21 protein-coding genes and 3 pseudogenes are annotated in these 24169 nt (G+C 68.8%); 13 read left to right on the forward strand and 11 right to left on the reverse strand.

The features are described from left to right. Nucleotides 1-16: 16 nt before the first annotated feature. Both ACFZDK_RS45610 and ACFZDK_RS45615 read left to right on the forward strand, forming a co-directional pair. Nucleotides 17-1573 (forward strand): AMP-binding protein, encoded by a 1557-nt coding sequence (locus tag ACFZDK_RS45610; protein ID WP_390982329.1) that lies wholly within the window; start codon nucleotides 17-19, stop codon nucleotides 1571-1573. Beyond that, nucleotides 1570-2622 (forward strand): MBL fold metallo-hydrolase, encoded by a 1053-nt coding sequence (locus ACFZDK_RS45615; RefSeq protein ID WP_390982332.1) that lies wholly within the window; start codon nucleotides 1570-1572, stop codon nucleotides 2620-2622. Before ACFZDK_RS45610 ends, ACFZDK_RS45615 begins: the two co-directional genes overlap by 4 nt. 28 nt (nucleotides 2623-2650) lie before the next feature. On the opposite strand, the gene ACFZDK_RS45620 is transcribed toward ACFZDK_RS45615, so the two are convergent. Further along, nucleotides 2651-3400, reverse strand: a complete 750-nt coding sequence (locus ACFZDK_RS45620; protein ID WP_390982334.1) for a glucose 1-dehydrogenase — start codon at nucleotides 3398-3400, stop codon at nucleotides 2651-2653. A gap of 46 nt (nucleotides 3401-3446) precedes the next feature. Next, on the reverse strand, nucleotides 3447-4247 hold the full coding sequence (locus ACFZDK_RS45625; protein ID WP_390982337.1) for a glucose 1-dehydrogenase: 801 nt from the start codon (nucleotides 4245-4247) through the stop codon (nucleotides 3447-3449). A 207-nt stretch (nucleotides 4248-4454) separates the two neighbouring features. Between ACFZDK_RS45625 and ACFZDK_RS45630 the strand changes: the two genes are divergently transcribed. The 3 genes from ACFZDK_RS45630 to ACFZDK_RS45640 all read left to right on the forward strand — a co-directional run bounded on the left by ACFZDK_RS45630 (nucleotide 4455) and on the right by ACFZDK_RS45640 (nucleotide 7217). Next, a complete protein-coding gene (locus ACFZDK_RS45630) occupies nucleotides 4455-4691 on the forward strand; it encodes a hypothetical protein (protein ID WP_390982340.1) in 237 nt (78 codons plus the stop codon). A gap of 342 nt (nucleotides 4692-5033) precedes the next feature. After that, complete coding sequence (locus ACFZDK_RS45635; protein ID WP_390982343.1) at nucleotides 5034-5486, forward strand: hypothetical protein; 453 nt, start codon at nucleotides 5034-5036, stop codon at nucleotides 5484-5486. A gap of 387 nt (nucleotides 5487-5873) precedes the next feature. Then, nucleotides 5874-7217 (forward strand): RNA-guided endonuclease TnpB family protein, encoded by a 1344-nt coding sequence (locus tag ACFZDK_RS45640; protein ID WP_390982345.1) that lies wholly within the window; start codon nucleotides 5874-5876, stop codon nucleotides 7215-7217. A 493-nt stretch (nucleotides 7218-7710) separates the two neighbouring features. Here ACFZDK_RS45640 and ACFZDK_RS45645 read toward each other — a convergent pair whose 3' ends face one another. Together ACFZDK_RS45645 and ACFZDK_RS45650 are read right to left on the reverse strand one after the other, a co-directional pair. Further along, entirely contained in the window at nucleotides 7711-8829 is a 1119-nt protein-coding gene (locus ACFZDK_RS45645) for a fatty acid desaturase (RefSeq protein WP_390982348.1), read from the reverse strand. Between the two features lie 7 nt (nucleotides 8830-8836). Further along, nucleotides 8837-9892 (reverse strand): FAD-binding oxidoreductase, encoded by a 1056-nt coding sequence (locus tag ACFZDK_RS45650; RefSeq protein WP_390982351.1) that lies wholly within the window; start codon nucleotides 9890-9892, stop codon nucleotides 8837-8839. Nucleotides 9893-9978: 86 nt separating this feature from the next. On the opposite strand from ACFZDK_RS45650, the gene ACFZDK_RS45655 reads away from it, so the two are divergent. Together ACFZDK_RS45655 and ACFZDK_RS45660 are read left to right on the forward strand one after the other, a co-directional pair. Continuing rightward, nucleotides 9979-11118, forward strand: coding sequence for a helix-turn-helix domain-containing protein (locus ACFZDK_RS45655; RefSeq protein WP_390982354.1), 1140 nt, complete (start codon nucleotides 9979-9981; stop codon nucleotides 11116-11118). A gap of 409 nt (nucleotides 11119-11527) precedes the next feature. Continuing rightward, nucleotides 11528-11866, forward strand: a complete 339-nt coding sequence (locus ACFZDK_RS45660) for a thioredoxin domain-containing protein (protein ID WP_390982357.1) — start codon at nucleotides 11528-11530, stop codon at nucleotides 11864-11866. A 497-nt stretch (nucleotides 11867-12363) separates the two neighbouring features. Here the strand turns inward: ACFZDK_RS45660 and ligA are convergent, their stop codons facing one another. Then, a complete protein-coding gene (gene ligA / locus ACFZDK_RS45665; RefSeq protein ID WP_390982360.1) occupies nucleotides 12364-14454 on the reverse strand; it encodes an NAD-dependent DNA ligase LigA in 2091 nt (696 codons plus the stop codon). 402 nt (nucleotides 14455-14856) lie between these two features. On the opposite strand from ligA, the gene ACFZDK_RS45670 reads away from it, so the two are divergent. Next, nucleotides 14857-15183 (forward strand): hypothetical protein, encoded by a 327-nt coding sequence (locus ACFZDK_RS45670; protein ID WP_390982363.1) that lies wholly within the window; start codon nucleotides 14857-14859, stop codon nucleotides 15181-15183. A 541-nt stretch (nucleotides 15184-15724) separates the two neighbouring features. After that, nucleotides 15725-16105, forward strand: coding sequence for a hypothetical protein (locus ACFZDK_RS45675; protein ID WP_390982366.1), 381 nt, complete (start codon nucleotides 15725-15727; stop codon nucleotides 16103-16105). Nucleotides 16106-16350: 245 nt separating this feature from the next. On the opposite strand, the gene ACFZDK_RS45680 is transcribed toward ACFZDK_RS45675, so the two are convergent. Both ACFZDK_RS45680 and ACFZDK_RS45685 read right to left on the reverse strand, forming a co-directional pair. Continuing rightward, complete coding sequence (locus tag ACFZDK_RS45680) at nucleotides 16351-16521, reverse strand: hypothetical protein (protein ID WP_390982601.1); 171 nt, start codon at nucleotides 16519-16521, stop codon at nucleotides 16351-16353. Nucleotides 16522-16574: 53 nt separating this feature from the next. Continuing rightward, nucleotides 16575-16922: pseudogene (locus tag ACFZDK_RS45685) on the reverse strand (zinc ribbon domain-containing protein); the annotation flags it as partial. A gap of 131 nt (nucleotides 16923-17053) precedes the next feature. Here ACFZDK_RS45685 and ACFZDK_RS45690 point away from each other — a divergent pair. Together ACFZDK_RS45690 and ACFZDK_RS45695 are read left to right on the forward strand one after the other, a co-directional pair. After that, complete coding sequence (locus ACFZDK_RS45690; RefSeq protein ID WP_390982369.1) at nucleotides 17054-18388, forward strand: recombinase family protein; 1335 nt, start codon at nucleotides 17054-17056, stop codon at nucleotides 18386-18388. A 389-nt stretch (nucleotides 18389-18777) separates the two neighbouring features. Next, on the forward strand, nucleotides 18778-19608 hold the full coding sequence (locus tag ACFZDK_RS45695) for a transglutaminase domain-containing protein (protein WP_390982372.1): 831 nt from the start codon (nucleotides 18778-18780) through the stop codon (nucleotides 19606-19608). Between the two features lie 622 nt (nucleotides 19609-20230). Here the strand turns inward: ACFZDK_RS45695 and ACFZDK_RS45700 are convergent. Beyond that, nucleotides 20231-20359 (reverse strand): hypothetical protein, encoded by a 129-nt coding sequence (locus tag ACFZDK_RS45700; RefSeq protein ID WP_390982375.1) that lies wholly within the window; start codon nucleotides 20357-20359, stop codon nucleotides 20231-20233. Between the two features lie 71 nt (nucleotides 20360-20430). Continuing rightward, on the reverse strand, nucleotides 20431-20667 hold the full coding sequence (locus ACFZDK_RS45705; RefSeq protein ID WP_054230435.1) for a hypothetical protein: 237 nt from the start codon (nucleotides 20665-20667) through the stop codon (nucleotides 20431-20433). 153 nt (nucleotides 20668-20820) lie between these two features. Between ACFZDK_RS45705 and ACFZDK_RS45710 the strand changes: the two genes are divergently transcribed. Further along, nucleotides 20821-21990, forward strand: a complete 1170-nt coding sequence (locus ACFZDK_RS45710) for a helix-turn-helix domain-containing protein (protein WP_390982379.1) — start codon at nucleotides 20821-20823, stop codon at nucleotides 21988-21990. A gap of 65 nt (nucleotides 21991-22055) precedes the next feature. On the opposite strand, the pseudogene ACFZDK_RS45715 reads toward ACFZDK_RS45710, so the two are convergent. Further along, a pseudogene (locus ACFZDK_RS45715) lies at nucleotides 22056-22955 on the reverse strand (RNA-guided endonuclease InsQ/TnpB family protein); the annotation flags it as partial. 102 nt (nucleotides 22956-23057) lie between these two features. On the opposite strand from ACFZDK_RS45715, the pseudogene ACFZDK_RS45720 reads away from it, so the two are divergent. Next, a pseudogene (locus tag ACFZDK_RS45720) lies at nucleotides 23058-23302 on the forward strand (transposase); the annotation flags it as partial. A gap of 143 nt (nucleotides 23303-23445) precedes the next feature. Here ACFZDK_RS45720 and ACFZDK_RS45725 read toward each other — a convergent pair. Next, nucleotides 23446-24141 (reverse strand): TetR/AcrR family transcriptional regulator C-terminal domain-containing protein, encoded by a 696-nt coding sequence (locus ACFZDK_RS45725; protein ID WP_390982381.1) that lies wholly within the window; start codon nucleotides 24139-24141, stop codon nucleotides 23446-23448. Between the last annotated feature and the right edge of the window lie 28 nt (nucleotides 24142-24169).

The following is a 24169-nucleotide window of genomic DNA, read 5'->3' on the forward strand; positions in this document are numbered from 1 at the left end:
CGAGGCGAGGAAGTGGATGCGACAGACAGTGTGGGAGTTCCACGAACGCTCCGAACAGGCCGACTTCACCGCGGTCGTCGACGATCACGGACGCCACGGCGCGCGCGACCTGCTGCGACGGGCGGCGGAGCTGTCCGAGGCGATGAACCCGGACGGCACCCCCGGGAACGCTCCGAACGGCCCACAGGGCGGCACCGTCCTCCTCCAGGCCGACAACTCGTGGCGCACCGTCGCGGCGACCCTCGCCGTGGGCAGGACGGGCGATGTCCTGGCGCTGATCAACCGGCACACGACCCGGGCCGAGTTCGCCGCCGCCGTCGAGGACATCAGGCCGGACGTCCTGATCGCCGAACCGTCCGCGATCGAGGAGTGGAACGCCGACCAGGCCCTGCCGGACACGCGGTTGGCCGAGGCCCTCGACGGCTGGGCGGTCCGCGCCGGTCGAGGGCCCCGCGATGTCTCCCGCTGGTCCGGCGGCACCGTCATCGGCCTCACCTCCGGCTCCACCGGCCGGCCCAAGGGCGTCGTACAGTCCGAGAGCGGCCTGCGGTACGCGTGCTCCTGCACGATCGACGTCAACGGACTGCACACCGGGGACGCCGTGGCCGCCGTCGTGCCGCTCTCCTCGACCGCCGCCTACTGCTTCGGTGTCTGCCTTGCGCTCATGCTCGGCGGACCGCTCGTCCTGTCCGGCCGATGGGACCGCGAAGTAGCCCTCTCCCGCATGGCTGAACACGACGTCCGGTGGACCATGTGCGTGCCGACCATGGCCCTCCAGATGGGCTCGGCAGCCGCCGGCTCGAAAATCCTCGACGGCGTCCGCGCGATCACCGTCGGCGGCGGGCCGATGGACCAGGGCGCCCTCGCCCGCGCCGAGCGCTCGCTGGGCACGAGAATCCTGCGCGTCTTCGGCATGTCCGAGTGCCTCGGGCACACCTCGCCCCGGCCCGACGACCCCGAGGAGATCCGCCTCGGCCGGGACGGACGGCCGTTCCCCGGCACCGACCTCAGGGCCGTCGCCGCGGACGGCAGCGTCCTGGGGCCAGGGGAGACCGGACAGGCCCAGGTCCGTGGCCCCTCTCTCTTCCTCGGCTACGCCCGCGACGGCAAGGTCGAGCCGCCGGCCCTCAGCCCGGACGGCTACTTCCCGACCGGAGACCTGCTGGTGACCGGTGAGGACGGCACGGTCACCGTCATGGGCCGGGAGAAGGACGTGATCATCCGCGGCGGACGCAACCTCGACATCACCGAGATCGAACGTGCCGTGGCCGCGCACCCGGCGGTGGCCCGCGTCTGCGTGGCCCCCGTACCGGACCCGCTCCTCGGCGAACGCGCCGCCGTGCTCGTCGTGGTCGAGGACGGCAGCGGCGAACTCGGCCTCGACGAGATCACCGCCCACCTCGCCCGCACCGGCCTCTCCAAGTCCAAGTGGCCCGAATTCGCGTTCACGGTCGACGAGTTGCCCCAGACGACCGTCGGCAAGCTCGACCGGTCGGGAGCCCGCAGGCTCGCCCACGACCTGCACACGGGGCTCGCCGCACACCCCGGACAACACCGGCAAGGAGATGCATGACCACCCCCACGACCCGCCCCCACCGCTTCGACCGCGGCCGTTGGGCACAGGGCGGACCCGAGACCGTACACCCCGGTGTCCACCGCGTTCCCCTCCCGCTGCCGGAGGACGGACTACGGGCCGTCAACGTCTACGCGCTCGAAGGACTCACGGACGGACTGGTCCTGATCGACGGGGGCTGGTCGATCCCCGAGTCACGCAAGGCCCTCGAGGACGCCCTGGCCGAACTCGGCCACGACCTCGGCGAGATCAGCCACATCCTCGTCACGCACATCCACCGTGACCACTACACCCAGGCCGTCGAACTCCGCAGGCTGCTGGGCTCCCGGGTCTACCTCGGCGCCGGCGAGCGGCGCGGCCTGGAGCTGCTGGGAGAGCTGCGCACGGACGAACCGGTCAGTTCGCTCGCCACACTGCGCCGGGCCGGCGCCCACGATCTCGCCGAACGTGTCACCGCCACGTACCACGGAGACTTCGACGCCACCGTGTGGGAGGCGCCGGACCGCTGGCTGCGGGCGGAGGAACTCCGCTTCGGGGACGCGAGGTTGACGGTCATCCCCACCCCCGGCCACACCCAGGGGCACGTCGTCTACTTCGACCAGGCGCGGGGACTGCTGTTCTCCGGGGACCACGTCCTCCCGCACATCACCCCGTCCATCGGCTTCGAACTAGGCGGCCCCGCACTGCCGTTGGGCGACTACCTCGACTCCCTGACCCTGATGACGACGCTCGCAGACGCGCGCCTGCTGCCCGCCCACGGCCCGGTCGGCGACAGTGTGCACGCACGGGTCGGAGAGCTGCTGACCCACCACGACGACCGGCTCGCCGAGACCCTGGCCGCCCTCGGCGACCGCACGCGCACCGCGCACGAGGTGGCGGGGGAACTGGGATGGACCCGGCGCAAGGTCACCTTCGCGGACCTGGGCGCCTTCGACCAGATGCTCGCCGTCAACGAGACGGCCGCGCACCTGGACGTGCTCGTGGCCCGCGGGCGGGCCCGGCGCACCCAGGCCGACGGGGTCGACCGGTATGCGGTCGCGGCTGCCTGAGGCCGCCTGAGGTCGCCGAGCGGGCGCCTCAGCGTGCCGTCCAGCCTCCGTCGACGTAGAGCTCCGAGCCGGTCATGAAGCTCGCGTCGTCGGAGGCGAGAAAAGCGGCGGCCGCCGCCACCTCTTCCGGCGCGCCGAGCCGACCGAGCGGCGTCCCCTCGACCATCGCCGTCAACCGGGGCGTTCCGCGCCACAGTTCGCGAGAGCGTGGCGTCTCGATGAAACCGGGATGCAGGGAGTTCACCCGGACACCACGCTCGGCCCAGTGCAGCGCGGCGTTCTTCGTCATCAGTCGTACGGCACCCTTCGCCGCGTGGTACGAGAACTGGGCGCCGAAGCCGCCGACCGTGCCGAAGATCGACGCGACGTTGACGATCGAGCCGCCGCCGGCGCGTTCGATGGACGGACCGACATGCTTCATGCCCAGCCAGACCCCCGTCTGGGTCACGCCCAGAACCCGATCCCAGGAGTCCATGGTCTCGCTCTCCACCGTGTGCATCGTGGCGATGCCCGCGTTGTTGACCAGCACGGAGAACTCGCCCAGCACGCCGATCGCTTGGGCAACCGCATCGCGCCACGCCGACTCGTCCGAGACATCGAGAGCCAGCCCCAACGCCCCGCCCCCGACCTCACCGGCCAACTTCTCGCAGCCATCGGCGTCGAGGTCGGTCACCACGACCGCCGCACCCTCGGCCGCGAGCCGTCGCACGACAGCCTCGCCGATGCCTCCTGTCGCACCCGTCACCAGCGCCGTCTTCCCGGTCAGCCTCGCCTGCATCGGGCCCCTCGCTCCCTTGGTGTGCCTCGGTCCAATCCGACGATCGTCAGTCCCGTACGCCGAGCCAGGCCAGGGCGCCACCATCGATCACATACGACGCCCCCGTGATGAACGCGGCATCGTCGGAGGCCAGGAAACACGCCAGCCTCGCGACCTCCTCCGGGCGTCCGAGCCGCTCCACCAGCTGCGGTGAGGTCAGTTCGTACTCCATGGCGTCACGGTCCGGCGCGGCGGCGAAGTACTCCTGAGTCAGCCGGGTGTCGATGACGCCGGGACAGAAGCAGTTGCAGCGCACCGGGGCCAGGTCGACGGCGGTGACCTTGGTCAGATGAATCACCCCTGCCTTCGTGACGCCGTAGGCAGGGGCGTTCGGAAAGCCGGTGAGACCGGAGACGGACGCCGTGTTGACGATGGCGGGCCCGCGCGACGAGCGACGCAGATACGGCGCGGCAAACTTGGTCGTCAGCCAAACCGCCTTCAGGTTGACCTCATAGACCGCATCCCAGACCTCCTCGGGAAGCGAGTCGACACCGCGCTCCGGTGCGTCCGTGAACGCGGTCTCGATCACCCCCGCGTTGTTGACCAGGACATCGAGACCCCCGAAACGCAGGGCCGCGTGCGCCACCATGTCCGCGATATCGCCCCGGACACGCAGATCGCAAACAATCGCCTCGGCACGCGCCCCGGCTGCATGCACGAGCTCAGCAGCCTCGTACGCGGTCTTCTCGTTCCGATCGGCGACGACCACCGCAGACGCACCCTGCCGGGCCATCTCCACAGCGATCGCCCGCCCGATGCCTTGCCCCGCACCGGTGACGAGCACGGTCTTGCCGTCCAAGGAACCCACCACGAGTCTGCTCCCGAATGCCCGTTCCGTTACCTGAACTGAACTTGCTTCACTTTGCCGAGTCTAGGTTCGAGGGCAGTGCGCCACAAGGCTCGGGACGGTCCCGCTCGCGGCGATCATGACAGGCGGCCGCTGGCGCCGACCGCATGGCAGGCGGTGTTCCGGCGGGCGAACGCGCGGTGCGCTTCGTTCGGGATCGAGATCGAGGTGCATCCGCACACCCTGGGTCAGCGATTGGACGGGCCGCTCTCCCGCGCCGAGCTGCGGCGGCTGCTGATCGGGAATCCGATGCGGACCCTCCAGTTGCTGCTCGGCCATGCCCGCGAGGCCACCATCTACGTGTATCTCGACGTGTTGGACGAGGCGCAGGAGATCGTGCCGGCCGCGCTGGCCGAGTGGGACGCGCAGAGCGTGGCGCTGGAGCGGGCCGGGGAGGCGTCGTGAGCCGGCGGGTGCTGTTCCCCGCGCCGGAGGACTTGCCGCCGGAGCCGGAAAGGGTCCCGGTGGTGTTCACCGCGAGGTTCTCCGGCGGGGTCGAGCGGTGCTACGACTTCTCTGGGCTGGCGTGCCCTCGGCTGGTGCGGCATGTGGCCCGGGCGCTGGCGGGGCTGGCCGGCTACCAAGTCGGCGGCCTGCGTACCGGGTTGTCGAGCCGGCCCGGCAGCGGACGCCCGTGGCGGCCGGGCCTTGGCCCACGGGAACTGGCCACCGAAGTGGTCCAGATGCGCACGGCCTGCTGGATGGCCGGGCACCGAACAGGCCGTCGTCCACACCTTCGAACGGATCGTGACCGGAAACCCCGCACACACAACCGGCACCCTCACCGTCACCACGTTGTGCACGGAAGCTGGCATCTCGCGCGCCACCTCCTACCGCTCACCCCTTTCGAAGATCATCGCCGAGCTGCTCCGTACACCGGACGCCCCCCCCCGCCCGCAGACCGACACCCTGACCGCGGACATCGCCCGCCTCAAGAAAGCGGACCGCACGCTGCGCTCCCAACACGCGGCAGAGCAGCGGGAGGCGCGCGCCACCATCGCCGCCTACGCCAACCACATACAGGCACTGAGCCTGCGGAACGCCGAACTCGAAGCGGAGAACGCCTGGCCACGTCCCCATCCCGTCCAGGTCAGCGTTGCTGAAACTCTGGGCATCACTCGGCCGGACGCGCGAGGAAACGCCAATGGCAACGTCACCCAGCCGCACGGGGCGACGCGGATGAGGACCCTGGAAGCGTAGGAGAGCGCGGCGTGTGCCTCAGGCGGATGTGGTGGGTCCATCTCGCCCCAGGCGAGCCGGCTCCGCGATCCAGGCCGGGAATGGATTCCATGTCGGCGTCGTCGATGCGGAACGAGAAGACGTCCAGGTTCTGACGGATGCGGCGGTCTGCCAGCGTTGGCGAACTGGCGCACGGAGAAGAAGGGCTCGTCTGTCTGCTCATCGGGTCTGTCCTTCGTGGATACCCCGGCCTTCAGGCCGGGGTGGGGGTACCTCCCGCTTGCGGGGGAGAAACGAAGCTCCTGCGGAGCAGGGCAGGGAAAGCCGGTTCGCCGCCAGGGCGGACCGGCGTGCACCGGCCACCGACCGACAACCGCCGCTCACACGGAATCCGATAGTCTGTGAGGCGTGACGCGGCAGGTCAAGCGGGCGTTCAAGTACCGTTTCTACCCCACGGACGAGCAGGCAGCCGAGCTGTCGCGCACGTTCGGCTGCGTCCGCCTCGTCTACAACAAGGCGCTGGAGGAGCGCACCCGGGCCTGGTACGGCGAGCGGCGCCGGATCTCCTACGTGCAGTCGTCCGCCGCGCTGACGCAGTGGAAGAAGACCGAGGAACTGGCCTTCCTGACGGAGGTGTCCTCCGTTCCCCTTCAGCAGGCGCTGCGGCATCTTCAGGCAGCGTTCGGGAACTTCTTCGCCAAGCGCGCCAAGTACCCCCGGTACAAGAGCCGCAAGAAGTCCCGCGCGTCGGCCGAGTACACCCGCAGCGCCTTCAAGTGGCGCGACGGGAAGCTGACGCTGGCGAAGATGGACGAGCCGTTGGACATCCGCTGGTCGCGTCCCCTCCCCGAAGAGGCGGAGCCGACCACGGTGACCGTGTCCCGCGACAGCGCCGGGCGCTGGTTCGTGTCCCTGCTGTGCGAAGACACCACCGCCCCGGCCCGTGCCACTACCAACGTGGTCGGCCTGGACGCCGGGATCACGTCCCTGGTGACCCTGTCCACCGGAGAGAAGATCACCAACCCCCGGCATGAGCGGCCTGACCGTGCCCGGCTGGCCCGCGCGCAGCGTGAGTTGTCGCGGAAGGCGAAGGGCTCGGCGAACCGGGAGAAGGCCCGCCGCAAGGTCGCCCGCGTGCACGCGCGGATCGCCGACCGGCGCCGGGACTTCCTGCATAAACTCTCGACTCGGCTCGTCCGTGAGAACCAAACGGTCGTGATCGAGGACCTCACCGTCCGCAACCTGCTGAAGAACGGCAAGCTCGCGCGCGCCATCTCCGACACGGCGTGGACGGAACTGCGCTCCATGCTGGAGTACAAGTGTGCCTGGTACGGGCGTGAACTCGTCGTGATCGACCGCTGGTTCCCCAGCTCGAAGCTGTGCGGAGCCTGCGGCACGGTCGCGGCGAAGATGCCGCTGAACGTGCGTGAGTGGACGTGCGACTGCGGCGCCGTGCATGACCGCGATGTGAACGCAGCGCGCAACATCCTGGCCGCCGGGCTGGCGGCGTCTGCCTGTGGAGACGGTGTAAGACCTCAACGGGAGTCCTCCCGCACGGGGCAGTCGTCGGTGAAGCAGGAAACCCAGCGGGCGACCGCTGGAATCCCCCGCCTTCAGGCGGGGGAGGAAGTCAACACGGCGCACAACCTGCGGCCGGTGATCGACCGCGTCTTCCCCTTCGAGGAAGCGCCCGCCGCCGCGTCCTACATGGGGAGCGGTGCCCACTTCGGCAAGGTCGTCATCAGCCACTGACCCCGCCGTGCCTACGGTCGGCCTTCAGCCGATGCCACACCGCAGGAAACACAGCCGCCGAACCCGTTCGCTCGCTGCGCCACCGCAGCGGGCGGAGGGAAAGAACGGCTTGGGGACGTCGGCGCGCAGCCGACGCATAGGCCCCACTGCGGAGATCCGATGAGACAGCAGCGGCCGAGACACACCAACAGGTCACATGACGCCGTCCAGTGCCGTGGCGTCCGGCAGCCGACTGCTCCCGGATTCGATCTCCGGGAACGAAGCAGCCAGGCTCGTGCCCCGCCGTGAGTGCGGCACCACCCGGCCCACGCCGACGGAGACCAGGGTGTGCGCTGAGCTCTTGGCGCACGTCCAGGCAGCGCAACCGGACATTGGCCTGACCGGGTCCTGTGTCGTACGGTCTCACGTCGCGGTCGCCCACCGTCCGCAACGGATCTCACCGAGCCCGGCGGTGCCGCCGGTACGGCCGAAAGATCTGAACCACTACCGGGAATCAGGCCGCTACGAGCTCGTGCTCGCGGTCCGGCGTCTTGACCTTGGGCTTCTTGTTCGGCAGCGAGAGCCGGAAGACCTTGCGCCACGCGGAGAACACCTGCTTGGGCAGCGGCCCGGTGACGTACTCCAGCTCGTACTTTTCGAACAGCGCGCGCACCTTCACCGCGACCTCGGCGTACCGGTTGCTCGGCAGGTCCGGGAACAGGTGGTGCTCGATCTGGTGGGACAGGTTGCCGGTCATGAAGTGCATGGCCCTGCTGCCGCTGATGTTCGCCGAGCCCATCATCTGGCGCAGGTACCACTGGCCGCGCGTCTCGCCCTTGATCGACCGGCGCTCGAAGACCTGTACGCCCTCGGGGAAGTGCCCGCACATGATCACCGAGTGGGACCAGAGGTTGCGGACCAGGTTCGCGGTGAACGTGGCGGCGAGCGTGGGGAGGAACGACGGGCCCGACAGCAGCGGGTGGATCACGTAGTCCTTGAGCACCTGCTGGCGGATCTTGCGGCCCACGGCCTTGGCCCGCGCGCGGAACTCCGGGTTCTTGCGGCGGCGCTTGTGCAGGTTCTTGCCGAGCTCCAGGTCGTACGCTGCGATGCCGTACTCGAAGAAGCAGGCGTTGATGAAGTTCCACAGCGGCTGGCCGAGGTGGAACGGGTGCCACTTCTGGTCCTCGTCGACGCGCATGATGCCGTAGCCGAGGTCGTTGTCCTTGCCGATCACGTTGGTGTACGTGTGGTGCAGCTCGTTGTGCGAGTGCTTCCACTGCTCGGACGGCGAGACGTGGTCCCACTCCCAGGTGGTGGAGTGGATCTTCGGGTCCCGCATCCAGTCCCACTGCCCGTGCAGGATGTTGTGGCCGATCTCCATGTTGTCCATGATCTTCGCCACGGACAGCCCGGCGGTGCCGATCACCCACGCGGGCGGGAAGATCGAGAACAGCAGTACGCCCCTGCTGACCAGTTCGAGCTTGCGCTGCGCCGAGATGACCTTACGGATGTAGGCGGCGTCCTTCTCGCCGCGGCCGGCGATCACCTCGTCGCGGATCGCGTCCAGCTCGCGGCCGAGCTCCTCGATCTGCTCCGCGGTCAGGTGGGCGGTGGGGTCGATGGCGGTCAAGGTGCTCCTACCGTTCGATGTCGCAGGGGCCCGCCGGGGCGGACACGCAGGTCTGGATGAGGACGCCCGGCTCGGCCTCGGTGATCTCGCCGGTGCGCAGGTCGCGGACGGCGCCCGCTTTGAGCGGCGTGACGCAGCCGAAGCAGATGCCCATGCGGCACCCGGAGGGCATGAGCACGCCGGCCTCCTCTCCGATGTCCAGCAACGGCGTGGCGCCGTCCGCGTCGACGGTCTTGCCGGTGGCGCTGAACGTGACCTCGCCGCCGTCGCCTGCGACGACGATGCTGGGGCGGAAGCGTTCGGTGTGCAGGCGCTCCTGGACGCCGTGCTCGGTCCAGTGGTCCTCGGCGGCGTCGAGCAGGCCCGCGGGCCCGCAAGCCCAGGTCTCGCGCTCTGCCCAGTCAGGCACGAGTTCGCCGAGACGGGCGATGTCGAGCATGCCGTCTGTGTCGGTGTGGACCTCGGTGAGCTGCAGCTTCTTGTCCGCGACCAGGTCGTGCAGTTCGTTGCGGAAGATCACGTCGTGCGGCTGCGGCGCGCAGTGGACCAGGACGACGTCGTCGAACTCGATGTCGCGCAGCATGCCCATCACGGGCGTGATGCCGCTGCCGGCCGTCAGGTACAGCACCTTGGCGGGCTTGGCCTGCGGCAGCACGAAGTCACCGGTCGCCTGGTCGAGTTGGATCAGCGTGCCCGGTGTCGCCCTGCGGACCAGGTGGTTGCTGACCTTGCCGTCCGGGATCGCCTTCACGGTGATCGTGACGCGGCCGTCCTGGCGGTTTGTCGGCGAGGTGATGGAGTAGGCACGCCACAGGCGCACCCCGTCGACGTCGACCCCGATCCGCACGTACTGACCGGCGGTGTGGCCGCGCCAGCCCCGCCCCGGCCTGATCACGATGGTCGCGGCGTCACCCGTCTCGGGGTGCACGGCCTCGATGCGCCCCCGCAGGTCGGCGCCCGCACGCAGCGGGCTGACCAGGTCGAGGTAGTCCGACGGCAGCAGCGGCGTCGTGACCATCTCCAGCAGTTTCCACGCCCTGCTGCGGAGGGTTGCACTCGTCATGGCTCCAGCTTGCTGTGCCTCAGGGCGTAAGGTCCTGACCGCAGGACGTAAATCTGGACGGCAGAATTGTTCGCAGGGAATAAAACGTGAACCATGTGATCCGGAGGGCCAGCGAACTGGCCCTGGACGAGACGACGGTCACCGTACTTCGGGCTGGGCTGAAGGCCACCGCCGACGAGGTCGTCCAGGCGATCATCGACGAGGTCCCTCCCTACGCCAACGCCCTTACGGGCCACATGGGCGCCACCATCCGCCGAGCCGTCCGCACAGCCCTGGGACACTACCTGGACCTCGCGAGCGGGAACGCCACAGGCGGCGACGGCGGTGACGCGGCCTACGAGCTCGGCCGCGGCGAGGTGCGCGACGGCCGTTCGATGGACGCCCTGCTCAGCGCCTACCGCGTCGGTGCCCGCGTGGCCTGGCGGTGCCTGGCAGCGGGTGCCGTACCCGCAGGTCTGCCCGCCGCCGAGGTCGCCAAGTTCGCCGAGCTGACCTTCGCGTACATCGACGAGCTCTCCGCCGCGAGCGCCGCGGGCCACGCCGACGAACTGGCCGCCCGGGGCAGGGATCAGGAGCGCCACCTGGAGCAGCTGGCCCGCGACCTCCTCGCCGGCGCGAGCCCGGACGTGCTGCTGGCCTCTGCTCAACGGGCCGGGTGGCAGCCTCCGGTTTCGCTGACCGCGGTCCTGCTGCCCGCCGCCCAGGCCCGGCCTGCCTACCGCGCGCTCGACCCGAGCACCCTCGTCCTCGACGATCTGCCGGACGCCACCGCTGTGCTGCTCGTCCCCGACGCCGACCGGTCACATCTCTTGCGGCAGCTGACCGACCGAACCGCCGTGGCCGGCCCGGCCCGGCCATGGACTCGTGCGTCCGCCTCGTACGCACGAGCCGTACGCGCGCGCTCCCTCTCGTGTGATGTTCGCGACACCGAGGACCACCTGCCCGAGCTGGTGCTGAGCGCCGACGTGGACGCTTTCGCAGACCTGCGTGCCCGAGCCCTCGCACCGTTGCGGACCTTGCCGGTTACGACCGCACGGCGGCTGGAGGAGACGTTGCGGGCGTGGCTGCTGCACCAGGGCAGGCGGGAGGAGGTGGCGGCGGCGTTGTTCGTCCATCCCCAGACGGTCCGGTACCGGATGTCGCAGCTGCGGGAGCTCTTTCCGGATCTCGCATCACCACACCGGGTCCTCGAACTGACGTTGGCGGTCGGTCTTCGGGTCAGCTGACGCGTACTTCGACCGTCCGCGACCGTGTGCCATCAGCTGGCTGATGCGGCCCGGGTAAGAGCGGTATTCGCCAGCTGAGACCGGGGGCTGATGTGAAGACCGGACAAGGCCTCAGGAGGCCCGTCGGGGGCGCTGTCTCTGGGAAGCGCGGTGGCGGATACGGTTCGACTGGACGGTGAATTAGCCCGCTATGCCCTGGAAAACGGCTACATGTCATCGTGGAGGGCGCTGTCCTGGCACGAGCTGACCCACGGGCGCGCGGCGGGCTGCAGCCGGGGACCATCGTGGTTCTGCGACGACCCTGTGCCTCCCTTCCGACAGGTCAGCCGGACGACCGACCGGGCCGGCCTGGCACACCGCGCGAGGGATGATGGGGATGCAATGACGGAACGTGAGGTCAGGAGCTTCCATGACGAAGCGGGTTCACCGACCCCGTGAGGACGCGGAGTTCAGTTTCATCCTCGGGATGAGCGGAGTTCCGGTCCTCGCGTACTTCACCGGGACATGGCCCAAGGCAATCGAGTCCTGCCGGGTGATGGACCTCGTCGTGGGTGGCATCGCCGACGACTACACGGGCCGCCTGACGGTCGTCCGCGCCGACATCACGCGTTGTCCGGCCGCAACCGAGCGATACGGGATCACCGGAGCCCCGTCCTACGTCCTGCTGAAGGAGGGAGAGGCGGTGGCGCACGGCACGGGGCCCATGACCACCGCCGAGGTACGGAAGTTCCTGGACGGCCACCTCTGAGCGGCCGCTGCGGACACCGTGGGGCAAGGACGGCCGGCACCGCAACCGCGACAGCCGCAACGACCGTCGCCAGTACCAGACGCAGTGATACCCCCATGCGTCCAGTCAATGTCATGACGCATCCCCCCGAACCATAGTGTGCAGCGAACGGGAACTGCATGAACCGGGTTCGCCGTGACTCTCTCGTAGCGCCGTACAGCTCTGTGGTGCTGCTGGCCGCGTGGAATCTCCATCTTTCCCGTGGCAGGGATCGGGGCGTGAAGGGGCCCCGGCTGGACGGGGGAGACCAGCCGGGGCCGTGGGTGGTGACGTGCGGAGGGCGGTCGCCTCTCGGCGGCAGGCTCCATGGGGCTTCAATTGGACGATCGTCCCCATGGGCAATGGGTGAGGCCCGGGGACACTGGGTCACGTGCGGATGAACGGTCAACCGCCGTGCCGTTGTCCTCGTTCACGTCGTACAGGCCGCTGTGAGCTGCGGAACATGCTGTGCCGGAGCGTCAGTTGAGGTAGCCGGCGACCAGAGCGGCGAACTCGTCGGGTGTGGCGAGTCGGATGCCGAGTTGTTCGGCCTTGGCACGCTTGGAGCCCGCGTTCTCTCCGGCGACCACGAGGGTGGTCTTCTTGGAGACGCTGGAGGAGGAGCGGCCACCGGCGCGTTCGATGAGCTCGTTCATCTCGTTTCGGGAGAGCTTTTCCAGGGAGCCGGTCATCGCGCCGGTGACGACTACGGTCATTCCGGCCAGCGGACCCGCCTCCGTGGCGGCCACGGGCCTCTCGCCGTCGGTGCTCACCTTGTCGGACGGGGCGGGCGGGGTGACGCCCGGCTCGGTCATGTTGATGTTTGCTGCGGCGAGTTTGTCGATGAGCGGGGCGAGTTCGGCCAGTTCGTCGACGATCCAGGGAGCCTTCTCCACCCCGATGCCGTCGACCTGCTGCATCGCCTCCGCGTCGGCGGCACGGATGTTTTCCATGGTGGCGAAGTGGCGGGCGATGCGCCGGGACATGGAGCGGCCGGTGCCGCGCACACCGAGCGCGCACAGCACGCGCGAAAGCGGCTGTTGTTTGGCCGTGGCGATCGCCGTGAGGAGGTTGTCGGTGCTGGTGTCGCCCATCCGGTCCAGGCCGAGCAGTTGCTCGCGGGTGAGGGTGAACAGGTCGGCGAGGTCGGTGACGAGGCCGGTGTCGACGAGCTGGACGACGCGGGTGGTGCCTAGTCCTTCGATGTCGAGCTGGTCGCGGCCGGCGGCGTAGGTGAGGGAGGCGACCAGGTGGCAGTTGCGGCCCTGTGTGCACCGCCAGCGTTCCTCGCTCCGGTCGATGTCCGATCCGCAGCGCGGGCAGGCCTCGGGGAAGGCGATGGGCTGCTCGTCGCCGGTGCGCAGGTGAGCGGCTGGGGCCTGGATGCGGGGGATGACGTCGCCGGCGCGGTGGACCATGACTTGGTCGCCCAGGCGCAGGTCGCGGCGGGTGATGTCGGCCGGGTTGTGCAGGGTGGCGTAGGTGATGGTGGAGCCGTCGATGACGACCGGTTCGAGGACGCCGCGCGGGGCGATGATCCCGGTGCGGCCGACGTTCCACTCCACCTCCAGCAGCCGGGTGATCTTCTCCACGGCCGGGAGCTTGTAGGCGATCGCCCATCTCGGTGCGCGGGATCCGGATCCGGCGGCCTGCTGGTCGGCGGCGAGGTCGGCCTTGACGACGATGCCGTCGATCCCGAACGGCAGCCCGGCACGGGCCGCTCCGATCTCCTGCACCCGGGCGAGGACCTGCTCCACGCTCTCGGCGACGGTGCCCGGGACGTCGGTGCGGGCGCTGGTGTGTACGCCGAGTTCCGCGACCAGGCGCATGAGGTCGCCGTGCGCGGACGCGGTCAGCTGCTCGGCCAGCGCCGGGTCGGTGCCGGGTACGGGGAGGAGTGCGTAGCCGAAGAACGTCATCGGCACCGTGTAGAGGCGCTCGGTGGCCCGCAGGGTGCCGGCCGCTGCGTTGCGCGGGTTGGCGAACGGCTGCCCGCCATGCTCGACGCGCACGGTGTTGGCGTACTCGAACTGGGCGCTGGTCATCAGGACTTCGCCGCGCACCTCCACGGTGAGAGGTTCGGCCAGCTGCTCGGGCAGGCCTTCGATGGTGCCGATCGCGTGCGAGACGTCCTCCCCGGCCGTCCCGTCACCGCGGGTGATGAGCCGAGTGAGCCGACCGCCGGTGTATCGGGCGGCGATAGCGAGCCCGTCGAGCTTCGGGCCGACGTGGAAGCGGGTGACCTCGTGCCCGATGCGGCGGGCGAGGGACTCGGTCCAGGCGGTGAACTCCTCTGGGGAGAACACGTTGTCCAGGCTCAGCATCGCCACCGTGTGCGGGACATCGCCCTCCACCGCGCCGCCGGCCACCTTCCCGGTGGGGGAGTCGGCCGATACCTGCTCGGGATGTTCGGACTCATACGCGGCAATCCCGCGCACCAGGCGGTCGTAGGCGTCGTCGTCCAGCGGCGACGTGCCGCCCGCGTAGTAGGCGGCCGCCGCCCCGACGGCGTTCTGGACGGCCTGTGTGTAGGCGCCGGCATCCACGATCTCTGCTGCAGGTGTCGTCATGACCGGCATCCTGCCTCCCGCCACTGACAACGGTGCATTCCCGGACTTCCCGAACCGATCGAGGGAGCGCAGGTCTGGCGCCGCCAGAGGTGTTCTGTCCCGTTACGGACCACCGGCTGGTTGCGTTCCTCGGCAGCGGAGACCCGCCGCTCGGCGTCGCGCTGCGGTGGGGGAAGGGGTTTGAGTGAGTGTCAGGTCCATCATGCCTGCTCGGACGTGGTTTTCGGTAGGACGGAGCGCACGTCCGTTCAGGCTTGTCCGGGGTGGTGGCCCGGCCGCAGACTCGTCGTCATCCACTCTCCGACGTCCGTGTCGGCATCCGCTCTCGGGTGTCGATGCGTTCGTCGTGCTGTCTCGTCGCGGGACGGGTGCAGGTGGGGGTGGGAGAACGGAGGGGGATCGATGGATCAGGACATGGTCATGCGGGCGAGGGTCCAGTTGCTCAGTGCCAACCGGCGGGTGGTACGCGGCACCGAAGGGTTGCGGATCTACCGCCTGCTCACGCAGGTCGAACCGGAGGCGTACGGGTCGAAGCTGGCGTACGTCCTGGTGGAGGCCAGCGCGTCGTCGCTGGTGCGGGAGCTGCCCGAGCAGCAACTGGCGCTGTTGGACGAGGCGATTGCGGTGGCGTCGGCCCTGGACGCCACGAATCCCTACCGAACCACGGTGCTGGCGAAGGCGTTTGCGGCCAAGCGGGAACTCGAGGGACGGCAGACACACGGCATGTGAGATAGATGCCCGCGTGCCGCGGCGCCCCTGCGGGCTGCTATGGCTCAGACGCCTACGGCCGGCAAGGAGGGTCCGCACGGTAGGCAAGGCGTCCACGATGTCGACTAGGGGCGGCGGCCGCCCCCCCCAAGATCCCGTGAGGACACGGGAGTCGGCCAGCGACGGCCACCACCGATCCGTCGCCTCCCACCGACAAGTGGCCCCGCCAGGCCTGGTCGGCCAGGGCATCGTGGACGCGGCCGAATGGCAGGCCCGGGTGATGTGCGAGCTCATCGCCCGGGCGTTCCCCGCACCCGAGGCCGTGCCGGACGATGCATCGGCCGCGCTCTCGGCGGCCCGTGCCCGGCGCCGACGTGCGGGCGCGGCCTCGCGTGCGGCCGCCGTACGCAGGGCGCGTGAGGACCGCGCGGCACCCCACGGGCCCAGCAACTGCCGGACGCCGCCTGGTGTTGTGTCCGGCCGTGCTGGCCCACCTGCCCGGCCATTGCGCGCTGCTCCGTAGAGTCTGCGGGCCACTCAACTTCGGCCTGAGGAGTCTCACGTGCACCCACTGGCAGTCGAACAGAACTTCCGGATGCGGGCGGACCGGCTCCAGGGCTGGGGTATCGGGCTTCTGGTCTGCGCTTTTCTGTTCTGGGCGTACGCAGCCTGGGAGGTTTTCACTCCGTACACCTCCACCCACAACGCGGTGGACTGCTCCTCCCCGTTCAACTCCGAGCCCCGGGACCTCTACTTCGAGGATTCCGAGATCGCGCACGAGAAGGCGCTGCAATGCGCCTCGGACCGGGACTGGCCAGCACCGCTGGCTGCCCTGGTGTTGTCCGTCCCTCTCTCGGGTGTAGGCGTCGCGCTGTTCACCACCGCAAGGGTCAGTGTCCGGCTGCGCGAGCACGACGACGAACTTCGGCGAGCTGAGAACTGACCCGGCCCGGCACTGCCGGCCGTGTGAGGGCGTAGCCCGGGTCCTGACGGGCGAGGCGCAGCCCGGCCGCCGGTAGGCCACCGGTCTGCCGGCTGGAAGGCGTCACGACACGGGGAACGCGCCCTCAACCGAACACGCCGCCCCCACACCCTTGTTCCAGAAGGAGCCAGAGCGCCTTTTCGATCTGGTTGGGTGCGTGTTCCCTGTGAGGTGGGTGAGTCAAACCCTGTGGATCTGAGTGGCGTTCATGCCGATGTGGGCTTGCGGGCGAGTATCTGGATCCCCGTCGACTCGTGCCCGTTCATGAGGGACACCGTGATGGTCCGGGTGTCGATGGTCTGAAACGCGACGAGCAGGGTGGAGAACCAGTCGCGGGGGTGGTCGCGGCAGACCGCACCGTCGCCGGTTTCGAACACACCGTAGCTGCCGTAGTGATCAGCGTGGCGGCTTTGACGTGCTCCCTGGCCTGAAGTCCGGGGATTCCGGCCTGGGTCGTGTGACCCTTCCGGGGGCTTCCTGCTTCACCGCGCTGCGCGGGCACGTGTGCCCGTCTTACCGGCACTCCACGGGCGTTTGGCGTCTCCGCCCGTCCGGCGGCGACGATACGGCGTCTTTCGACGAGGACGTTGCGGGCTGCGTTGTGGTCGCGGTCGTGCACCGTGCCGCACTCGGCGCACGCCCACTCGCGGACGTGGAGAGGCTTCGGACCGTCCCGGAAACCGCAGGCCGAGCAGACCTGGGAAGAGGGGAAGGCCCGGTCCACCTTGGAGAAGGTACGGCCGTGCCTGAGTGCCTTGTACTCCAGCATGCCGACGAATGTCAGTGGTCGTTCATACAGTCTGGATATGACTCGAGAGGCGGCAACGGCAAGGCGGAACAACGCAGTTCGTGAGGATGCGGCGATCTACTGCCGGAATCTCGCAGGCTGGGGACGACGACCAGACGGGCGTGGACCGTCAGGAACGGATCTGCCGGGAGGTGGCGGAGCGGCTGGGGGCGCGGGTGGCGGATGTGTTTGTGGACAACAACCGCTCCGCGTGGCGGCGCAACCGCAAGTGGCCGGGCTGGGACGCGTTACTGGTGCGGATGGGTGAGGGTGCGTACCAACATGTGATCGTCTACCACCCCGACCGGCTGATGCGGCAGCCCAAGGACCTCGAAGAGCTGCTGACCATCGCGGACGATCAGCACGTGGTGCTGCACGGGCAGGCCAACCGCAAGGACCTGTCGGACCCGGACGACCGGTTCATACTGCGCATCGAGTTGGCGCACGCCTGCCGTTCCTCCGATGACACCTCCCGCCGCACCCGCTCAGCGCTGGAGGACCGGGCCCGCGCCGGGAAGCCGCACGGTGGACGCCGCTATGGCTACGCCAAGGACGGCTGCACCGTGATCGAGGAGGAGGCCGAGGTCGTCCGGGAGGTCTTCCGTCGCTTCCTGGACGGAGAGACGGCCAGCGCCATAGCCAAGGATCTGCACGCACGGCAGCTCACGACGGCCGAGGGGGCGCAGTGGCAGCCCAACAAGGTCCGCAATCTGCTGTCCATGCTGTACGTGGCAGGAATCCAGGTGCACCGGGGACAGCGGATCGGCATGGGCGAGTGGCCCGCGCTCATTGATGTGGGCCAGTGGGAGGAGACGCAGCAGCTCCGTGCCTACCGGGCTGCGCACAGCGGCAAGAGCACTGCCGGGCACCGCTACTACCTGCTGCGTGGGGTGGTGATGTGCACCTGTGGCATGCGGATGTCGGGCAGCAGCAACCGGGTGAAGCCGATCTACTGGTGCACCCGGGCCGCCGCCTACGGCCAGGAGCGCTGCACGCGCGCCATCACCGCCGAGCCGCTCGAAGCCTTCACCCGGGACGTGGCCCTTGAGGTGCTGGAGAAGCTCGACATCACTGGCCGCCAGCCCGCAACCACCACCCGGCCGTCACAGGACGTGGCCGCCGACGAGGACGACGCCGCGCAACTCGCGGAGCTGAATCAGATGTGGTTGTCCAAGGAGATCCCGACTCCGGAGTACCGGTCCATGCGCCGCGTCATCGAGGACAGGATCAAGGAGCGGCAGCGCCGTACCGTGCAGCGGCCCGTAGCGGTGCTCGAAGGCATCGTCGGACCGGACGCGCGGAAGAACTGGCGACGGCTGGAAGAGGAGAAGGACTACGCCCGCATGAACGCCGTCTTCCGCTTCCTGTTCGCCGCCGTGATCATCCATCCCATCAGCAAGCGGGGCCAGGGGCTGGACTTCGACCGCATAGAGATCGAGCCCAACCCGCTCGACTAGCCGTCAGTCATCGTTATGAGGGCCGAGGAGCCGTGCGAGCCGTGCCGCGCTCTTCGGTCCTATCCGTGCCGGGAACTTCGCCGCCTGTCGTCTGACGGCGCGTGTGCGTTGATCATCTTGGGAACGCTGTGCAGGCAACCTGTGTATGCCTCCGGGTCAGGGGTGTTGGTGGGTCGCGGCAGTCCATGGCGTTGCTCCATTCGCTTCGGTTGTCGCTCGTCCTTACATGATGACAGCGGGGTCTGACAGAGCACGGTGCCGCAGCGCGGCTGTCCGTTCCCATTGCTTCTGAGGGTTTCCCGTTGGGTCTGCTCGGCGAAGTGAGCGAGTCCCGGTGGAACTGAGCAAAGCGGTCCTTGTGTCAGACCGGCCCTCTACGATCCCCGGTCATGACCGATGACACGCTCGACTACTCCCGGCCCGGTCCGCTCACTCGCCTTGCCGCCGACCAATTAGGGCTCATCAAGGGCCTGCCGACCGACCCGGTCGGCATTTGTGCTGCCGTACAGAGCCTGGTCATCCAGCCGACCGACGCCGCCGCGCTCGGCCTTCCCCGAGAGCGGCTCACGGAGAAGAACATCCGGCCGGTGAACGAACTGGTCGCCACGCTGACCGCGCTTGACCCCGCTCCCCTGGACCACGCCCGGACACCCGAGACAAGGGTGGTGGGCACGTGCCGCCACTTCGCCACCATCGCATGCGCGATCCTGCGGGCGCGGGACATCCCCTCCAGGGCCAGGTGCGGCTTCGGCACCTGCTTCCTGAACGGACGCGGCGTCGACCACTGGATCACCGAGTACTGGAACGCCGACGAACGGCGCTGGGTACGCGTCGACACGGAACATCTCGACCACGGCTACGTCGAGCGCCCGGAAGACCTCGCACCGGGCGAGTTCCTGACCGGCGGCGAAGCGTGGATACAGCACCGCAAGGGGCTGATCGATCCACAGCTGTTCGGGGTGTTCGGCACCGATCACGCCTGGGGACCTGCCGAGATCAGCGGCAATGCTGTCCGCGACCTTGCGGCCCTCTGCAAGCGGGAGATGCTGCCCTGGGACGAGTGGGGCCGGATGACCGAGGCCTACGAGGGCAAGACCGGCCCCGACTACGACCGGCTCATCGATATGGTCGCTGAGGCTTGTCTTGGAGAGGATCCGACCGCCCTTCCCGGTCTATTCGCCAACGAGGACCTCACGGTTCCTCACCACATGATCAGCTGACGTGCGCCACACCCCCTTCCTGGTGATCGCGCCGAACGACGCGACCGCTCGAAGGAGGGGTTTCGTCCCACCGGATCTGATCGGCCCCAACTCACCGCACCAGCACCAGATCCACAAGGCACCGCTTACAACGCCGCTGGGTTGCAACCACTTACAGCGGGACGCCTGGGGGTCAGGCAGTTCCAGCGGAAGTGAAGCCCCAAATCAGGACTACAGCAGCAGATCACTTCCACTGGGAACGGACGGCGGCGACCCCGCATCGGTCGAAACAGCCTTTACTTCCTCAAGGGCGCGCCTACGGCGCGCCGGGCCACTCGGCCGCCCCGGCCGGGCGTGCGGCGTGACCGCCGGTCCCGTGCGGGCGCCGGATGCCCCGGGCCGCAGTGGGCCCGAGGCGAGTGGGCTGGGGGTCGACGGCCTCCGAGACTTTACGCAGCTCCCCTGGGGCGAGCCTCGAAGAACAGGGGGCCCGTCGGGCACACCAGCGGGCAGGTCCAGTACCTGCCCGATTCGCCGGGCGAGCGTAGGGCCCCCTGTTCACTCGCCCCATGGCAGCTACTGCCCAAAGTCTCTGCGGCCGGCGACGTGCCCACCTACACCGCTCACCCGCGGAAAAGACGTGTCAGTCGGCGTCCTGCTCGCCGAGGAGGAGTTCGTCCCCGGAGGGGAAGCGTGCGGTACCGCCCTCCTCCCAGGTGACCACGACAGCCAGCCCGCCCATCGGTCCCCGGTCGGCCTTCACCGTCTTCACCCTGCGCCACTGACCCTAGTAGCCGATCACGTCACCGGGGACGACGAGGGCCGCGCGCTTCGTAGGGACGCTTAATCGGTCTCGGCGCGCCGGACGTGGTCCAAAGGGGTGTCCCACTCGATGCCACCCCCTCGCGGGCGGATGTACGCGGTCTGACTGATGACCCGGCCGGAGTCCTTCAGCCGTTCCTCGATCACATCCTGGAGCTCACCCGTGCGTCCCGAGGCTCTGTCCTCGACGAGCGTGCCCTGCGGGTACGGCAGGGTGCCGTGATCGAGCATCGTGGCTGGCTTCTCAATCTGTGTCATGAGTCCTCGTCCCACCTGGGCATACGTGTGTCACCCAAGAGAACTGCCGCTGTGCACAACCAACTTGCACAGCTCTTGCACAACGGCCGGGTGCGGGAACGGCGGAGTGAGACGATGGGACGCAACGGACGTCGAGCGGGGAAGACGTACAGGATGAGCGCGATCAGGATTCCCGGACCCGGTACGAACGTCGCCGTCTGCCGCAAGGCACGCGGCCTCAGCCAGGTCGCCCTTGCCCGGCGGGCAGGCGTGTCGGTTTCACTGCTCAGCAAGATCGAGATCGGCGACCGAGCCCTCACCCAGGGCATCGCCGCGTCCCTCGCGCAGGCCATGGGACTCACCCTCGATGAGCTGCTGGGCACGGAACCCGTCGCCAAGACAGACGAGGCGAGCCTGGCCGCGCTCAACTACGCCATCCGGCGCTTCGACATCCCGGACGCCCCACCACCACATCCCGAAGACCTCCCGCGCGAACTGGACCGGCTGAACGAGCACCGCTACCGCACCGAGCTGGGGACAGTCCTCCAGGAGCTGCCCGCAGTGCTGGCGAAGTCGACCAACTACGCACACGCCACCCAATCGCCCGACGCGTGGACCCGGGTCGCTGACGCTTATTCGGTGGTGTACTGGCTCGCCGCCAGGTTCCGGTGGATGCATCTTGCTGAACTGGCCGTCATGAAGCAGAGGCTGGCCTCAGAGCGTGCTCACCCGATCGCCGCCACCGTGGCTGCCAGGGACGAGGCTGGGACCTTCCTCAACTCGGGAGACTTCGCGGGCGGTATGGCGATCGTCGACCGCGCGATCGTTGAGGCCGAGTCGACGCTGGAGGGGCGTGACCGCGCCTTCGGTCTGGGCATCCTGCACCTGCGCGGGCTCACCCTGGCCGGCCGGCTCAAGGACGATGCCGCCGCCGGGGAGCACATCCGGGCGGCATGGCGCACGGCCGAGGAGTACGGCGCGGACGCCGACGAGCACGGCATCCACTTCGGGCCGGACCAGACCGCCACCCACGTCATCTCGACGTACTCCGACATGGACCAGCACCGCCGAGCGCTGGACACCGCCGACGACCTCATCCGGGAAGGCACCTCACTGCCCGCGACCCGCATCGGACCACTGCACATGAACCTGGGACGGTCGCACTTGGCCCTGGGCGACCGGGACTCCGCTCTCGAAGCCCTCGAAGAAGCCTGGAACATCGCCCCCGAGATGGCCCGCGTCCACCCGACGAGCCAGGAGCTGATGCGCGTGCTGACCTCACTGCACCGCCGCAGCAACCCGAGGCTTACGCGCCTCGCCAAGCGCGCGGGCGTGCCCTTCTGATATCCGCGTCAAGCACGGCTACCTGTTCAGCAGCAAGCTGCAGGAAGACTGTATGAACGACCCTTGACGAACGCGGACCATCCCGCGTCGTGCACGGACTTGGCGAGCCGGGTGCGTCCCAGACCGGACACCGCGAGGTCTTCCACATACACCGCTTGGTTGTCGCGGATGATCCGTGTGGATACCTTGTGGTGGAAGTCCCGGCGCCGGTCCGCCACCCTGGCGTGCTGGCGCGCGACCTTGATACGGGCCTTGGCCCGGTTCTTCGATCCCTTGGCCGTGCGGGACAGCTCCCGCTGAAGGCGCTTGAGTTTCTTCTCGGCCCGGCGCAGAAAACGCGGGGCACTGATCTTCGTCCCGTCGGACAGGACCGCGAACGCGGACAGGCCCAGGTCGATGCCGGCGTCGGTCTGCGTCTCGGGGAGGATGTCCGGCTCGGTGTCGACGACGAAGCTGAGGAAGTACCGGCCGGAGCTGTCCTTGGTGACGGTGAGAGAAGTCGGGGCTGCCGGAAGCCGGCGCGACCACGTGACCTTGAGGTTGCCGACCTTGGCCACGTACACCGTGCCGTCGCCCTGGAGGGAGAAGGCGTTGGTGTTGAGGCGGATCGACTGCCGGGTGTCCTTCTTCGACTTGTACCGGGGCGGCCCCACCTTCCGGCCCTGCCGCTTGCCCTTGACCGAGTCGAAGAAGTTCTTGTAGGCGGTGTCGAGGTCGCGAAGGGGCTGTTGCAGGACGACCGCGGAGACGTCGGCGAGCCAGGCGCGTTCTTCCGTGCGCTTGGCCTGGGTGATGCGAAGCCGGGACAGCTCGGCCGACTTCACGTACGGAAGTCCCGCCGCGTGTGCTTGCCTGCGTTCACTCAGACAGTCGTTCCACACAACACGGGCGCACCCGAACGCCTTCGCCAGCGCACGGCGCTGGGAGGCGTCCGGGTAGACCCGGTAGTTGTAGCGAAGCTGCATATCGATCACCGTATTAGTGCCGTGCGGCCACTCGCGACAGAAGATCACATTCCACTGGAATTGCGCGCGAAACGAGCAACCGTGTTCGAGATCGCATCGACACTGGTGGACTACCCGCCGAAGGTCGCCGTCTCCAAGCTGGTCAACAGCCTCAAGGGCGTCTCCGCCCGGCGGATACGGCTGGGGGCACCTCCCGGCCGAAGGCTGGGGGAGAGTTCACCGGCAGGATCAACCGCGCCATCATGCACGGACACCTGTGGTCGCCCTCCTACTTCTCCGCATCGTGCGGCGGTGTGCCGTTGGCAATCGTCCGCCAATACATTGAGCAGCAGAAACGTCCGCTCTAAAGTACACGTCAGAGCAGTCTTGAGATGCATTCATCCCCGGCGTGAACGCCGGGGCTTTCTGCAAGGAACCCGGTAAAATGTCTCCGCGAACCGATAAAGCACAGTCGTCGGTTGCGGATCGACTGCGCGAGTCATGACTACGCCTACTCGCCGGGCGCGGTGCTCGCGCGTCGGCCGGCGAGTCGGGCGTCAAGGCCGTCGAGAAGGGCCTGGAGGCCGAGGGCGAAGGTGTCGTCCGGAGCCGTGGCGTAGCCGGCGGCGGGGGTTTCGAGGCGGGCGCGTAGCCGGGGGTATTGCGCTGCGATCTCGCGGGCTTCGGCCATGCTGTCGCGCATCAGCTGCTCGGCGTTGCCGTCGCCGCTGAGCTTTCTCGAGAGCGAGGCCGCCGCGGCCGGGCCGAGGGCGTTGCCGAGCACGAAGGTGAAGACGGTGGCGGCCGCCTGGTCGGTGAGCGAGCCGGTGAATCCGGCGGCCTCGTAGACGGCGAGGGTGTGGTCGTCGTAGCGGGCTTTGGCGGGGCCGAACATCAAGAAGGAGCCGAAGGCCTGCACCAGCCAGGGGTGGCGGGTGAGCATTGCATGCAGGCCATTGGCCGCCGCGGCAGCTGCGGTCCGCCAGCCGGTGGCGGTCAGGTCGGGCAGTGCGATCTCGCTCCATGCCTGGTCGGCGGCGAGGGCGATGAGATTGTCTTTGCTGCCGACGTGCCAGTAGACCGCGGTGGCCGCGGAGCCCAGCCGCTTGCCCAGAGCGCGCATGTTGAGGCCTTCCAGGCCTTCGGCGTCCAGCAGCTCGACGGCGGCCTGGACGATCTGTTCGCGGGTCAGCGTGTCGCGGGGCATGTGGCCACGGTAGGGCATCGGGCCGCGA

The sequence above is a fragment of the Streptomyces sp. NPDC007901 genome, from assembly GCF_042959465.1.
Classification (GTDB): Bacteria; Actinomycetota; Actinomycetes; order Streptomycetales; family Streptomycetaceae; genus Streptomyces.

Excerpts from the sequence above, each read along its gene's own strand:
- ACFZDK_RS45620 (WP_390982334.1), bottom strand. The coding sequence starts at position 3,400 with ATGCAGGCGAGGCTGACCGGGAAGACGGCGCTGGTGACGGGTGCGACA.
- ACFZDK_RS45725 (WP_390982381.1), bottom strand. The coding sequence starts at position 24,141 with ATGCCCCGCGACACGCTGACCCGCGAACAGATCGTCCAGGCCGCCGTC.
- ACFZDK_RS45670 (WP_390982363.1), top strand. The coding sequence starts at position 14,857 with ATGGATCAGGACATGGTCATGCGGGCGAGGGTCCAGTTGCTCAGTGCC.
- ACFZDK_RS45705 (WP_054230435.1), bottom strand. The coding sequence starts at position 20,667 with ATGACACAGATTGAGAAGCCAGCCACGATGCTCGATCACGGCACCCTG.
- ACFZDK_RS45615 (WP_390982332.1), top strand. The coding sequence starts at position 1,570 with ATGACCACCCCCACGACCCGCCCCCACCGCTTCGACCGCGGCCGTTGG.
- ACFZDK_RS45660 (WP_390982357.1), top strand. The coding sequence starts at position 11,528 with ATGACGAAGCGGGTTCACCGACCCCGTGAGGACGCGGAGTTCAGTTTC.
- ACFZDK_RS45710 (WP_390982379.1), top strand. The coding sequence starts at position 20,821 with ATGAGCGCGATCAGGATTCCCGGACCCGGTACGAACGTCGCCGTCTGC.
- ACFZDK_RS45610 (WP_390982329.1), top strand. The coding sequence starts at position 17 with ATGCGACAGACAGTGTGGGAGTTCCACGAACGCTCCGAACAGGCCGAC.
- ACFZDK_RS45695 (WP_390982372.1), top strand. The coding sequence starts at position 18,778 with ATGACCGATGACACGCTCGACTACTCCCGGCCCGGTCCGCTCACTCGC.
- ligA (WP_390982360.1), bottom strand. The coding sequence starts at position 14,454 with ATGACGACACCTGCAGCAGAGATCGTGGATGCCGGCGCCTACACACAG.
- ACFZDK_RS45650 (WP_390982351.1), bottom strand. The coding sequence starts at position 9,892 with ATGACGAGTGCAACCCTCCGCAGCAGGGCGTGGAAACTGCTGGAGATG.